The following is a 13,373-nucleotide window of genomic DNA, read 5'->3' on the forward strand; positions in this document are numbered from 1 at the left end:
ACCGCCTCCTGTTTCAGCCTGCCACGCGCACGCGGATCTCGCCCAGGCCGGCCACGCTGCCGACCATCAGGTCGCCCGGCTTGACCGCGTTCACGCCTTCCGGGGTGCCGGTCATGATGATGTCGCCCGGCTCCAGGGTTTCGTACTCCGACAGGTAGGCGATCGATTCCGCCACCGACCAGATCAGCTTGGAGACGTCCGAACGCTGGCGCGATTCGCCGTTCACGGTCAGCGCGATCTCGCCTTCGCGCACGTGGCCGACTTCGCTGGCCTTGTGGATGGTGCCGATCGGCGCCGACTGCGCGAAGGATTTGCCGAATTCCCAGGGACGGCCCTTGTCGCGCGCTTCCAGCTGGACGTCGCGGCGGGTCATGTCGAGGCCGACCGCGTAACCGTAGACGTGCTCCAGTGCCCGCTCGACCGGGATGTTGGCGCCGCCCTTGGCGATGGCGACCACCAGCTCGATCTCGTGGTGGAAGTTGGCGGTCTTCGGCGGATACGGAATCGTCACTTCCTCGCTGCCGGCAACCACGGTGGCGTTGGCCGGCTTCATGAAGAAGAACGGCGGTTCGCGGTCCGGATCGCGGCCCATCTCGCGCGCATGCGCCGCGTAGTTGCGGCCGACGCAGAAGATGCGGTTGATCGGGAACTGCTCGTCGCTGCCGGCGATCGGCAGGGTGTAGACGGGGGCCGGGGCTACTGCGTATTTCATGGGGTTCTCCTGATGAGGGTTACTGCATTTTTTCTTCGCGCCACAGGCCGATCGCCTGCTGCATCGGTCGGTCCGAGAAGCTGAACAGGATGGTCTGTTCGCCGGCTTTCAATGTCAGCGTGTGCCAGGACGGCACCACGAACACGTCGTTCGGACCGAAGGTATAGGTCTCGTCGCCAACCTGCGCGCTGGCCTCGCCTTCCAGGCAGACGTAGACGGTGGCGTCGGTGCTGCGGTAGGGCGCGGTCTCGAAGCCGGCCGGCAGCAGCTGGGCAAAGGCGCCGATGGTCGGCATCGGCGATGCGCCGGTGGCCGGGTTCACGTAGCGAAGCTTGTGGCCGAAGTGGGGGTCCGGCGCGGTGCGGGCGATGCCTTCCAGCGCCTCCTTCGTCTGGGAGAAGGGATAGACGAAGACCTTGGTCGGATCGGCCGCTTCCTGCTTCAGGTCCACCGGCAGCATGTTGTGGCCGTAGCGCGCCAGCGCATCGCCTTCCGGACGCGAAGTCTGCTGGGTGGCCTCGCTGCCATGCTCGGCGAAGCCGGCGTCGAAGAAGCGCAGGGTCGGGATGTCGAGGCCGTCCAGCCACACCACTGGCTCCGTACCCAGGTTGCCATGGTCGTGCCAGGTCCAGGACGGGGTGATGATGAAGTCGCCGCGGCGCATGGTGGTGCGCTCGCCGTCGACCGCCGTGTAGGCGCCCTCGCCGTCCAGCACCAGGCGCAGGGCGGACTGGGTGTGGCGGTGGGCCGGCGCCACTTCGCCCGGCATGATCAGCTGCAGGCCGGCGTACAGCGATTGCGTGATCGAGGAATTGCCGCGCATCGCCGGATTCTCGAGGATCAGCACGCGCCGTTCCGCCTCTTCGGCCGTGATCAGGCGGCCGGCTTCCATGACCTGCTCGCGCACCTCGGCATAGCGCCACAGCGCAGGCGCCACCGGGGTCCTGGGCGACTTCGGCACCAGGGCGCCGAGCACTTCCCACAAGGGGGTCAGGTTATGGCCGCTGATGCGGCGGTAGAAGTCGGCGCGTTCCTGCTTCACGCCGGCCTTGGCTTGCATGTCCATATGGTCTCCTCGGATTCAGGCTGCTTTCGCGTAGAACGCGTCGGCGTAGATGTGATCGGTGTCGATGCCGCGTTCGCGCGCCACCAGGGTCGCCGCGTCCACCATCGGCGGCGCGCCGCACAGGTAGGCGCGCCAGCCGGACAGCGAAGTCCAGTCGCGGGCCACGGCCTCGGTAACGATGCCGCTGCGCCGGCCGGCGCCGGCCTGGCCTTCCGTGACCACCACGTGCACCTTCAGGTTGCGATGGCGCTCGGCGAGGCCGGACAGCAGCTCGGTGCAGTAGACGTCGCGGGCGCTGCGCACGCCGAAATACACGTGGATGTCGTTGCGCATGCCCGCTTCGAGGGCGCCGCGCACGATGGCCAGCACCGGCGCCAGGCCGGTACCGCCGGCCACGCACAGCATCGGTCCTTCGTGCTTCCTGCGCAGGTAGGAGGTGCCGAGCGGACCGCTGACGCGGACGGCGTCGCCGAGCTTCAGCTCGCGGTCGACGTAACCGCTCACCATGCCGTCCTTGACCAGGCGGATGTGGAATTCCAGTTCGCCGTCGCCCGGCAGGCCGGCCATCGAATAGGGGCGCACGTGTTCGGGCGTGAACTGCAGGGTCGCGTACTGGCCCGGCGAGTACTCGAGCGGCTTCGCAGCGCGCAGGCGCAGGCGCACGATGTCGTGGGTCAGGCGGTCCAGCGCCGTCACGGTCGCTTTCAGGACCCTGGCCGGATGCAGGATGATCTCGTCCGGCTCGGGAATCTCGATGCTGCAGTCGCCGTTGACGACGCTGGTGCAGGCCAGGACGGTCTGCCCGCCATCGGCATTGGCGCCGTCGATGCGGCCGTCGATCACCTTGCAGCGGCAGGTGCCGCAACGGCCGGCGGTGCAGCTGTAGGAAATCGGTACGCCGTGCTCGCGCAGGGCCGCCAGCAGGTTGGTTCCCGGGGCGACGTCGATGGTCTGGTCGAGCGGCCTGATATGCAGCTTCATGCAGTCTCCAAAAACTTATATCTCGTTCTTGGGTTTGATTATAGGAATGCCAGTAAAATAAAAATACAAAATCCCGTGAATGCGCAAAATAGATTTGGTGAATATCGCATGCTCAATCTTCATGATGTCGATCTCAACCTGCTGGTGGTTTTCCAGCAGCTCTACAAGGAAAGGCGGGTGTCGGCGGTGGCCGAGAACCTCGGCCTGACCCAGCCGGCGGTCAGCAACGCGCTGAGCCGGCTGCGCAAGATGATGGGAGACGAACTATTCCTGCGGACCGCGCGCGGCATGGAGCCGACGCCGTATGCGGTGCAGCTGGCCGAGCCGATCGATTTCGCCCTGACGACGATCCGCGACACGCTGGAGCGCCAGCTGGAATTCGACCCGATGGCCAGCGTGCGCAAGTTCACGATCGCCATGACGGATCTGGGCGAGATCCACTTCCTGCCGCGCCTGATGCGCAAGCTGGCCGGGATCGCGCCCGGCGTGACCATCAGCACCGTGCGCAACGCCGCCGTCAACCTGAGCGACGAACTGGAATCGGGCCGGGTCGACATTGCCATCGGCCTGCTGCCGCAGCTGAAGGCCGGCTTCTTCACCCGCCACCTGTTCCGCCAGCGTTACGTGTGCATCTTCCGCGAGGGGCATGCGCTGGACAAGGAAGCGCTGACCCTGCAGGACTTCGAAGAGGCCCAGCACATCGTCGTGGTGGCCGGCGGGACCGGCCACGCGATCGTCGACGAAGTGATCGAGAAGCGCGGCGTGAAACGCAATGTCCGGCTGAGCGTGCCGCACTTCGTCGCACTGGGCCACATCCTGTCGAACACCGACCTGATCGCCACCGTGCCCGAGCGTTACGTCCGCGAAGGAATGGCGCCTTTCAAGCTGCGCTATTTGCCGCATCCGGTGCCCTTTCCCAACTTCGACGTCAACCTGTTCTGGCATGCGAAGTATCACAAGGAGCCGGGGAACCAGTGGTTGCGGGGGGTGATTGCGGAGTTGTCGGTCGACCAAGGGGTCGGGCTGGTATAGCCTGGTCGCGGGAGCCAACTGGCATAACCGTTCCCTGGACACGTGAACGGGTGGCGGTGCATTAAAAGAGTACAATGCTAATTGTTAATTTTACGAAAGGAAAGTAGACAATGTCCTCGGTGCAGGTACGCAACAACGTTCGTATCTCTGGCAGCGGCTCGACCACCATGGTGTTCGCCCACGGTTTTGGCTGCGACCAGACCATGTGGCGTTTCCTCGCTCCCGCCTATGGCGAACGTTTCCGCACTATCTCGTTCGACCTCGTGGGCAGCGGGGGCTCCGATCTGGCGGCCTACTGCCGCGACAAGTACGGCACCCTGCACGGCTATGCCGACGACCTGCTCGAAATCATCGACGAATTCGCCACTGGCCCGGTGGTGTTCGTCGGCCATTCGGTCAGCACGATGATCGGGCTGCTCGCCACGATCAAGGCGCCGCATAAATTCAGCGCCCAGGTCATGGTCGGACCGTCGCCTTGCTATATCGACGACGGCGACTACGTGGGCGGGTTCAGCCGTGAGGACATCGACGAACTCCTGGAAACGATGGAAGCCAACTTCCTCGGCTGGTCGAGCAACCTGGCGCCGGCGATCATGGGCGTGCCCGATCGGCCGGAGCTGCGCGAAGAGCTGACCAACAGCTTCTGCCGCAACGACCCCGAGATCGCCAGGCATTTCGCCGGCGTGACCTTCCTGTCCGATCACCGCAAGGATGTGCCCCTGTCGACCGTGCCGGCCCTGATCCTGCAGTGCACCGACGACATGGTGGCGCCACGCTCGGTGGGCGAGTTCCTGCACCGGAACCTGCCTTCGAGCACCCTGCACATCATCGACAACGTCGGCCATTGTCCGCACATGAGCGCCCCGACCGAAAGTTCGCGGGCGATTGACAACTTCCTCGCGCACGTCCTGCGCTGACAGCGTGGACGACCAGTCTCCCGGCAGCGAAACCTCGTTCGAGCACGCTGCCTGCGCATTGCTGGTGACGGCGGCAGACGGACTGATCCTGAAGGCGAACGGCGCCGCCTGCGCATGGCTGGGCTACGAGCGGGACGAGCTGGTCGGAAAAGTCCGCATGCGGGACCTGTTACCCGTCGGGGCGCGCCTGTTCTTCAACACGCATTGCCAACCCATCCTGCAGGCGCAGGGTTCGGTTGCCGAGATACAGGTCGACCTGCGCAATCGGAATCAGGTGCGTATGCCCATGCTGCTCAACATCGTGAGGCAGCAGGACGGCGGCCGGATCGTCGATCATTGGGCCTTGTTCAAGGCATCCGACCGGCGCGCCTATGAGCGCGAGCTTTTATTGGCGCGCAAGGCCGCCGAGGCCGCCGAAGCTGAATTGAAGAAGTTGAACGTGCAACTGTCCGCGGCGGATCGCCGCAAGGACGAATTCCTCGCGACCCTGTCGCACGAGTTGCGCAATCCGCTGGCGCCGATGCGCAGCGCCCTCGATGTGCTCAAGCTGAAGTTCGGCCAGGCTGCCGACGACCGGCTGCTGCAGGTCTTCGACCGGCAGCTGCGCCATCTGACGCGGCTCGTCGACGATCTGATGGAAATCTCGCGGATCACGCAAGGCCGTATGCAGCTTCGCCGCGCGCCGGTCGAGGTGTCCGCGCTGGTGCGCAGTGCTGCGCAGGACATGAACGAGACCATGCGGGCCGCGCGCCACACCCTGCGTCTGTTCGTCGATGAGGGGCCGGTCATGGTCGACGGCGATGCGACCAGGCTCGCCCAGGTGGTCGTGAACCTGTTGACGAATGCAGCGAAGTATACGCCGGACGGCGGCGATATCGAACTGCACCTGCGCTGCGCCGGCGAAACGGCGGAGATACGCGTGCGCGACAATGGCATCGGCATTCCCTCCCCGGCGCTCGACACCGTGTTCGACATGTTCTCGCAGCTCGAGCCGGCCCTGGAAAGGGCCAAGGGCGGCCTGGGTATCGGCCTGGCCCTGGTGCGCGGCATCGTGGAGCTTCACGGCGGGCGCATCCGCGCCGAGAGCGACGGCCCCCATCAAGGCAGCACCTTCATCGTGTCCCTGCCGCTGGCGGCCGGCGTCGCCTGCCCGGACGAGGCGCCTTCCGCCGATGTGCTACCCACGCGGGTGCGCGTCATGGTGGTCGACGACAATCAGGACGCCGCCGAGACGCTGGCCATGGCACTCGAGCTGTTCGCCTGCGAAGTCGTGGTCGCGCATTCGGGCGCGCAGGCCCTCGACCTGGTCGGCACCGCCGATCCGGTGCTGGCCCTGCTCGACATCGGCCTGCCCGACATGACCGGCTATGAGCTGGCGCGGCGCTTGCGGCAACTTCCGGGCGGTAGATCGCGCACGCTCATCGCCACCACCGGCTGGGGACAGCAGAAAGACCGCGACCGGGCCTTCGAGGCCGGTTTCGACCATCACCTGACAAAGCCGATCGACTTCGAGCTGCTCAAGCCGCTACTCAATCGTCAAGCTTGAACATGCTGGTGGCCTCCAGGTCCAGCACCACATCGCCATCGCCATCGCCATTGCGCATCACCCACTGCCAGCGCAGGATCCCCAACTGCGGCCGCGAAGCCGATCGCCGCGCCTCGATGACATTCACTTCCAGCATCAGCCGGTCGCCAGGCCGCACCGGATGCGGCCAGCGCAGATAGTTCAGCCCGGGAGAAGCGAAGGACTCGGAACCGGCCAGCAGCTCGCGCGACACCAAACGCATCGCCAGCCCGCAGGTATGCCAGCCGCTGGCGATCAGGCCGCCGAAGGGACCATGGGCCGCAGCCTCCGGGTCGGTATGAAACCACTGGTCGTCGAAGCTGGACGCGAAGTCCACGACCTCGCAGCTGTCCAGCGTGACCGGGCCGAGAACGAAGCGCCCGGCGGCGGCGAGTTCGGCGAACTTCATGCCGGCTCCCCGCCGAACAGCGGCGCACGCTTTTCCTTGATGGCGGCCACGCCCTCGCGCGCGTCGGCGCCGGCAAAGCCCATGAATTCCGCCGCCAGCGAAGCTTCGAAGGCCGGCCAGGCCGCGTGCAGCCAGCCGTTCAGCGCGCGCTTGGTGCCGGCCAGCGCCGACGGGCTGCCCGCCGCCAGCTTGCGCGCGATCGCGAGCGCTTCTTCGTCGACCAGTTCCGGGTCGGTTGCGCGGCTGACCAGGCCGATCCGCTCGGCTTCCTCGCCGCTCAGGGTTTCGCACAGCAGCAGGTAGTACTTGGCCTTCGCCAGGCCGCACAGCAGGGGCCAGATCAGCACGGCGTGGTCGCCGGCGGCGACGCCCAGCCTGGTGTGGCCGTCGATCAGCCTGGCCTTGCGCGAGGCGACCGAAACATCGGCCAGCAGCGCCACCGCCAGGCCGGCGCCGACCGCCGCGCCGTTGATCGCCGAGACGATCGGCTTGCCGCAGGCGATCATGCCGCGCACCAGCTCGCGCGCCTCGTGCATCACGCGCGCACGCACCGCTTCCGATGCCAGCATCTCTTCCACCATCGCCAGCTCGCCGCCGGCGCAGAAGCCCTTGCCTTCGCTGCGCACCAGGATGGCCTTCACGGCGGGATCGGCATCGAGCTCGGCCCAGATCGTGGCCAGGGCCGCGTGGCCGGCCGCATCCACGACCGGCATCGCGCCTTCGGGACCGAAAACGAGGTGGGCGACGCCGTCGGGGTCGAGGGTGACGCGGAAGTTGTGGGTGCCGATGTCGTGGTTCATGCGGGAATCCTTTGCGTCCAGTAGCGCTGCCGCAGCAGGGGACTCACCCGGTAACGCTCGCTGCGATAGGCCTCGAACAGATGGTCGAGCAGGGTCACGACCTGATCGACGCCAAGGCGCTCCAGCCATTCGAAAGGTCCGGCCGGGTAGTTGGTGCCCAGCTTCATGGCCAGGTCGGCGGAGGCGGCATCGCAGACGCCCTGCCAGACCGCGTCCGCGCCCTCGTTGACCAGCATGGCGACGGTGCGCGCCACCAGCAGGCCGGGCACGTCGCGCATGGCGATCGCCTGCCAGCCGCAGGCGCCCAGCACGCGGGCGACATCGGCGCGCGCCGCCGGCCCGACGCCGGGTGCGAAGGCCAGCGCCAGCGCGCCCTCGCCTTCTCCAGGCATCCAGTCGAGCACGCCGGTGTGCCGCTCGCCGCGCCCGGCCGCCACCTGGGCGGCGCTGCGACCGTCGGTAATGTGCATGGCGACGCCGCCGATGCGCAGGCCGTTCCAGCCGCTGTCCGGGGTGCGCGTGAAAGCGATGCCGGCCCGGTCCAGCCGCGCCGCCAGGCTCCCGACCTGCCCGCCCCGGCCCGCCAGCTCCACCGCTTGCGCCAGCGCGACGGTCTCGCGAGGCGCGGGCGGGGCGTGATCCGGCACGCCATCGTAGAAGCCCTTGCCGCTCTTGCGTCCAAGCCTCCCGCCGTCGACCAGCGCCTTCTGCACCAGCGAAGGCAGATAGCGCCGGTCGCCGTAGTTCGCGTCGAACACCGACAGCGTGACCGCATAGTTGATGTCGTGACCGATCAGGTCCATCAGCTCGCAGGGCCCCATCCGGAAGCCGGCGCCGCGCGCCAGCAGGTCGATCTCGGCCGGCGTCGCCGCATGCTCCTGCAGCAGTGCCAGCGCTTCCGCATAGTAGGGACGCGCGATGCGGTTGACGATGAAGCCGGGCGTGGACTTCGCGTGCACCGGCGTCTTGCCCCAGCGCCGGGCGGTCTCGAACACGGTGGCGGCCGCGCCGGCGGCGGTTTCCGCGCCGGAGACGACTTCCACCAGCTTCATGGCCGGCACCGGATTGAAGAAATGCATGCCGACCAGCCGCCCGGGATGGCGCATGCCGTTGGCGAGCGCGGTGATCGACAGCGAGGACGTGTTCGAGGCCAGGATCGCATCGGGAGAGACCCGTTGCTCCAGTTCGTGCAACAACGCCCGTTTCGCGCCCAGGTCTTCGGCAATCGCTTCGATCACCAGCGCTGCCCCATCCAGCTCGGCGCTCGTGGCCACAGGCACGATGCGCGCCAGTAGCATCGTGCGTTCGGCTTCGGCCATGCGTCCCTTCGCCACCTGCGACGCCAGCGAGGCGCCGATCCGCGCCACCGCCTCGGCGGCCGCGCCGGCGCGCAGGTCCAGCAGGCGCACCGGATGGCCGGCGCTTGCTGCCACCTGGGCGATGCCGGCGCCCATGGTGCCGGCGCCGATCACGCCAACCGGCTGCCCTGCCTCAATAGGTCTCGACATGGAAGCGCCCTTCGTTGACCATGCGCGCCTGCAGGCCCGGCCAATCCATGCCGGCCGCCGTGCAGACCTCGCCCAGGGCTTCCAGCACCCCGGTCTCCATGCCTTTCAGGCCGCAGATGTAGAGATAGGTGTCGCCGGCCAGCAGTTCGGCCACCGAGGACCCAGCCGCGCGGATCTTGTCCTGCACATAGGCTTTCGGCTGGTCCGGCAGGCGCGAGAAGGCCAGGTGCATGTCGATGAAGTCGGCCGGCAGTTTCAGGAGCGGGCCAAAATATGGCAGTTCGGCCGGATTGCGGGCGCCGAAGAACAGCATCAGCTTGCCGTCGTGCGGCTTGCCGGCGGCAACCATCCGGCGCCGGTGCTCGGTCATCGCCCGCATCGGCGCGGAGCCGGTGCCGGTGCAGATCATCAGCACGTTCGAACCCGCATGGTTCGGCATCAGGTAGTTCACGCCGAAGGGACCGGCCACCTGCACCGTGGCGCCCTTCGGCAGGTCGCACAGGTAATTGGAGGCTACCCCGCGCACCGGCTGGCCGGCGTGGTCTTCCACCACCCGCTTCACCGTCAGCGCCAGGTTGTTGTAGCCGTCACGCTCGCCGCCGCGCGGGCTGGCCACCGAATACATGCGCATGTAGTGCGGCTTGCCGTTCTCGTCGATGCCCGGCGGAATGATACCGATCGACTGGCCCTCGAGGATGGGGAAGGCCTGGGTACCGAAGTCGAGCACGATGTGGTGCACGTCGCTGGCCGCGTCCGGCGCCGTCAGCCGGTAGTTGCCGGCCACCGTCGCCTGCGCCGGGTTCTTGGCCGTGTACAGGTGGGCGTAGGGATGGGCGGCCGACCACGGCGGCATCGGCGAGGACACCGACAGCGCCGCATTGGTCTGCACCGTGTCGCCGCCGGCTTCCGGCGACGCGACCGTCTCCTCGATCACGGCCTCGGCATGCTCCTGCTGCGGCGGCAGCTCGTCCCAGCCGAGCTGCTCGCTCAGCGGATAAGCGGCGCCGCGCGGCACCATATGCCAGTGGTCGATCGCGCCGGTCGGGCATGGCGAGACGCAGTTGCCGCAATGGTTGCAGATGTCGGCATCGACCACGTAGTTGCGGCTGTCGTGGGTGATGGCGTCGACCGGGCAGGTCTCTTCGCAGGTATTGCAGCGAATGCAGACTTCGGGGTCGATCAGGTGCTGGCGCACCAGGAAGATCGGTTCTGGAGCATTCATGGCGGCGGCTTGATTCACTTAGTTGAAACGCACGTACTCGAAGTCGATCGGCTGCTTGTTGATGCCGACCGGCGGCGGCGCGATCCAATTGGCCATCTTGCCGGGTTCGATCACGCGGCCCATCAACGAGGCCACATAGGCACGGTCTTCCTCGCTCGGCAGCCAGTTGCGTTCGTTGGCGGCCCATTCGACTTCCGACAGCACGCGCCCGTCCGGCGAGATGCGGTGGCCGGCGAAGCCGCCGATGTGGCGGTTGAAGGCCTTGTTCGGCGCGCTCAGGCGGAACGGCAGGCCGGCCTTCTCGATGATGCGGTTCCAGCGGCCGATGCCGGCGATCGAATCGCGGATGAAGTCGTCGCGCAGCACTTCGTTGAGGGAATTCAGCATCGGGACCTCGCGTTCCGCCAGCGCGCCGTTCGCCACTTCGAGGATGCGGTACTGCCGGTTCTTCAGCAGGTGGTCGTCGTCGCGCCTGGTCTCTTCGTAGCGGCCCTTCAGGCCCGAGCTGTAGAAGGTCGCGGCGTTCGAGGACTGGTCGGCGCCGAACAGGTCCACCGTCACGCTGAAGTGGAAGTTCAGGTAGCGCTGGATGGTCTGCAGGTCGATCACGCCCAGCGCGCGCACCTGCTCCGGATCTTCCACGCCGTGCTGGCGCATCAGGTCCACGGTGCGCTGGATCACGCGGGCCACGCCGGACTCGCCCACGAACATGTGGTGGGCCTCTTCCGTCAGCATGAAGCGGCAGGTGCGCGACAGCGGATCGAAGCCGGATTCCGCCAGCGCGTTCAGCTGGAACTTGCCGTCGCGGTCGGTGAAGTAGGTGAACATGTAGAAGGCCAGCCAGTCCGGGGTCTCCTCGTTGAAGGCTTCGAGGATGCGCGGGTTGTCCTGGTCGCCGGAGTTGCGCTGCAGGAGGGCTTCGGCTTCCTCGCGGCCGTCGCGGCCGAAGTACTTGTGCAGCAGGTAGACCATGGCCCACAGGTGGCGGCCCTCTTCCACGTTAATCTGGAACAGGTTGCGCATGTCGTACTGCGAGGGCGCGGTCAGGCCCAGGTGGCGCTGCTGCTCGACCGAGGCCGGCTCGGTGTCGCCCTGGGTGACGATGATGCGGCGCAGGTTGGCGCGGTGTTCGCCCGGCACGTCCTGCCAGGCGGCGCGGCCCTTCTCTTCGCCGAAGTTGATCTTGCGGTCGTTCTCGGCCTGGGCCAGGAAGATGCCCCAGCGGTAGTCCGGCATCTTGACGTGGCCGAAATGGGCCCAGCCGTCGGGCGTGGTGCTGACCGCGGTGCGCAGGTAGACGTCCATGTTGTTCGAACCGTTCGGGCCCATGTCGTTCCACCACTGCAGGTAGTTCGGCTGCCAGTGTTCGAGCGCGCGCTGCAGCGTCTTGTCTTCGGAGAGGTTGACGTTGTTCGGGATCTTGTCGTTGTAGTTAATCGAGCTCACGGTGGTTTCCTTTGGATTCAGACGCGGTTGAAATCGAACTGGGCCTTGTTGCCCGTACCGTAGACCTTGAGGGCGCCCAGTTCGCCGACGGCGTTGGGGCGGATGAAGATCCAGTTCTGCCATGCGCTCAGGCGTCCGAACACGCGGGTCTCCATGGTCTCGCGGCCGTTGAAGCGCAGGTTCGCCTCCATCCCGGTCAGGGCATCCGGCGACATGCTGGCGCGCTCTTCCAGCGCCAGGCGGGTCTCGTCCGGCCAGTCGATATCGTCGGTGTCGAAGGTCACCAGGCCCAGGCTCGCGGCCTCGCCGGCATCGAGCAGGCGGCCGCCGGTGGCGCGCACGGCCTCGATCGCGGCCGCGTCTTCATAGAAGCGGCGGGCGACCCGCGATTGCGCAGTAACCATCGGCAGGCGGCCGAAGTTCATCTCGCTGACGGCGATCTTCGGCGCGCGTTCGGAATCGTCCGGCAGCGCCAGCATGTAGATGCGGTCGGCCGCCAGCGCCAGCTCCAGCAGCGAGCCGGCAAAGCAGGAGCCTTCCTCGATGAAGGCGAACAGGGAACGCGAGGACACGTCCAGGCGGGCGAAGGTGCGGCGCATCAGGCCGACCGTCTCGCGTACCAGCCAGTGGCCGGCATGCGCGGCCAGGGTGGCGTCGATCGACAGCATCGTCCGGGCGTCGCCGGCGGTCTTGAGGATCCAGGTGCCGACCTCCAGTTCATTGGTGCGCAGGTGCAGGATGGCGTCGTCGAGTTCGCGCGCCATGCGCAGCGGCCACCAGTTGACACCCGCGGCCTCGATGCCGGCGGCATCCTGGGGCTGGGCGGCCTGGGGCGCGCGTACCGTCAAGGTGGCGTTGCGGGCCGCGCGGTCGATGTTGATGCTCACGTAGGCGTAGTCGATCGTGTCCGGGCCGGCCGTCTTCTCGAGCGGGACCAGCTTGACGCCGGTGGCCTGGGCCGGACGCAGGCTGCCCTCGGCCAGCGCCAGCGCGCGGCGGCGCACGGTGTCGGCGAACTGCGCCGGCTTGGCCACTTCGTCGACCAGCTTCCAGTCCTTGGCCTTCTGGCCGCGCACGCCTTCCGAGGTGGTGCAGAAGATGTCGGCCAGGTCGTGCCTCACCTTGCGCTTGTCGGTCAGACGGGTCAGGCCGCCGGTACCGGGCAGCACGCCGAGCAGCGGCACTTCCGGCAGGCTCACCGAGGACGAGCGGTCGTCCACCAGGATGATCTCGTCGCATGCCGCCGCCAGTTCGTAGCCCCCGCCCGCGCAGGCGCCGTTCACGGCCGCCACGAACTTCAGGCCGTCGTGGCGGCTGGAGTCTTCGAGGCCGTTGCGGGTCTCGTTGGTGAATTTGCAGAAGTTGACCTTCCAGGGGTGGCTCGATTTGCCGAGCATGAAGATGTTGGCGCCCGAGCAGAAGATGCGGTCGCGGCCGCTCGTCACCACCACCGTGCGCACCGTCGGGTGTTCGAAGCGGATCCGCTGCACCGCGTCGTGCAATTCGATGTCGACCCCGAGGTCATAGGAATTGAGCTTCAGTTTATAGCCTTCCTTCAGGCCGCCGTCCTCGTCGATGAGCATGGTCAGCGTGGCGATCTCGCCATCGACTGCCAGGCTCCAGTGCTTGTAGCGGTCCGGCGAGGTTGAGTAATCGATCTGCGGTGCGGTGCTCATGAGATGGGTCCCCTGGTGAAATATGGTGCATTCATCTTCC

Annotated in this window: 12 protein-coding genes; 3 read left to right on the plus strand and 9 right to left on the minus strand. The window is 67.0% G+C overall.

Translation table 11 applies throughout. The features are described from left to right. Nucleotides 1–13: 13 nt before the first annotated feature. The 3 genes from AB4Z32_RS01750 to AB4Z32_RS01760 are packed head-to-tail and all read right to left on the minus strand — an operon-like array spanning nucleotide 14 to nucleotide 2,759. A complete protein-coding gene (locus AB4Z32_RS01750; protein ID WP_441933758.1) occupies nucleotides 14–712 on the minus strand; it encodes a fumarylacetoacetate hydrolase family protein in 699 nt (232 codons plus the stop codon). Between the two features lie 19 nt (nucleotides 713–731). Continuing rightward, a complete protein-coding gene (gene gtdA / locus AB4Z32_RS01755) occupies nucleotides 732–1,778 on the minus strand; it encodes a gentisate 1,2-dioxygenase (protein ID WP_441933760.1) in 1,047 nt (348 codons plus the stop codon). 15 nt (nucleotides 1,779–1,793) lie between these two features. After that, entirely contained in the window at nucleotides 1,794–2,759 is a 966-nt protein-coding gene (locus tag AB4Z32_RS01760; protein WP_441933762.1) for a 2Fe-2S iron-sulfur cluster-binding protein, read from the minus strand. Between the two features lie 108 nt (nucleotides 2,760–2,867). Between AB4Z32_RS01760 and AB4Z32_RS01765 the strand changes: the two genes are divergently transcribed. The 3 genes from AB4Z32_RS01765 (at nucleotide 2,868) to AB4Z32_RS01775 (ending at nucleotide 6,254) form a co-directional block, all read left to right on the plus strand. Next, nucleotides 2,868–3,791 carry a LysR family transcriptional regulator gene (locus AB4Z32_RS01765; protein ID WP_441933764.1) on the plus strand — a complete coding sequence of 308 codons (924 nt, stop codon included), beginning with the start codon at nucleotides 2,868–2,870 and terminating at the stop codon, nucleotides 3,789–3,791. 110 nt (nucleotides 3,792–3,901) lie between these two features. After that, nucleotides 3,902–4,708, plus strand: a complete 807-nt coding sequence (locus tag AB4Z32_RS01770; RefSeq protein ID WP_441933766.1) for an alpha/beta fold hydrolase — start codon at nucleotides 3,902–3,904, stop codon at nucleotides 4,706–4,708. A gap of 4 nt (nucleotides 4,709–4,712) precedes the next feature. After that, nucleotides 4,713–6,254, plus strand: a complete 1,542-nt coding sequence (locus AB4Z32_RS01775; protein ID WP_441933768.1) for a hybrid sensor histidine kinase/response regulator — start codon at nucleotides 4,713–4,715, stop codon at nucleotides 6,252–6,254. Here AB4Z32_RS01775 and AB4Z32_RS01780 read toward each other — a convergent pair. The 6 genes from AB4Z32_RS01780 to boxC are packed head-to-tail and all read right to left on the minus strand — an operon-like array spanning nucleotide 6,238 to nucleotide 13,333. Further along, on the minus strand, nucleotides 6,238–6,681 hold the full coding sequence (locus AB4Z32_RS01780; RefSeq protein WP_441933770.1) for a MaoC family dehydratase: 444 nt from the start codon (nucleotides 6,679–6,681) through the stop codon (nucleotides 6,238–6,240). The two genes, AB4Z32_RS01775 and AB4Z32_RS01780, sit on opposite strands and share 17 nt — an antisense overlap. Then, nucleotides 6,678–7,481 (minus strand): enoyl-CoA hydratase/isomerase family protein, encoded by an 804-nt coding sequence (locus tag AB4Z32_RS01785; RefSeq protein WP_441933772.1) that lies wholly within the window; start codon nucleotides 7,479–7,481, stop codon nucleotides 6,678–6,680. The genes AB4Z32_RS01780 and AB4Z32_RS01785 overlap by 4 nt, the downstream gene beginning before the upstream one ends. Then, nucleotides 7,478–8,989 carry a 3-hydroxyacyl-CoA dehydrogenase gene (locus AB4Z32_RS01790; RefSeq protein WP_441933774.1) on the minus strand — a complete coding sequence of 504 codons (1,512 nt, stop codon included), beginning with the start codon at nucleotides 8,987–8,989 and terminating at the stop codon, nucleotides 7,478–7,480. The genes AB4Z32_RS01785 and AB4Z32_RS01790 overlap by 4 nt, the downstream gene beginning before the upstream one ends. Continuing rightward, complete coding sequence (boxA, locus tag AB4Z32_RS01795; protein WP_441933776.1) at nucleotides 8,973–10,211, minus strand: benzoyl-CoA 2,3-epoxidase subunit BoxA; 1,239 nt, start codon at nucleotides 10,209–10,211, stop codon at nucleotides 8,973–8,975. The genes AB4Z32_RS01790 and boxA overlap by 17 nt, the downstream gene beginning before the upstream one ends. A gap of 18 nt (nucleotides 10,212–10,229) precedes the next feature. After that, nucleotides 10,230–11,657, minus strand: a complete 1,428-nt coding sequence (boxB, locus tag AB4Z32_RS01800) for a benzoyl-CoA 2,3-epoxidase subunit BoxB (RefSeq protein WP_441933777.1) — start codon at nucleotides 11,655–11,657, stop codon at nucleotides 10,230–10,232. Nucleotides 11,658–11,674: 17 nt separating this feature from the next. Next, a complete protein-coding gene (gene boxC / locus AB4Z32_RS01805; RefSeq protein WP_441933779.1) occupies nucleotides 11,675–13,333 on the minus strand; it encodes a 2,3-epoxybenzoyl-CoA dihydrolase in 1,659 nt (552 codons plus the stop codon). Between the last annotated feature and the right edge of the window lie 40 nt (nucleotides 13,334–13,373).

It is taken from the genome of Massilia sp. 2TAF26 (assembly GCF_052115005.1).
Lineage (GTDB): Bacteria > Pseudomonadota > Gammaproteobacteria > Burkholderiales > Burkholderiaceae_D > Telluria.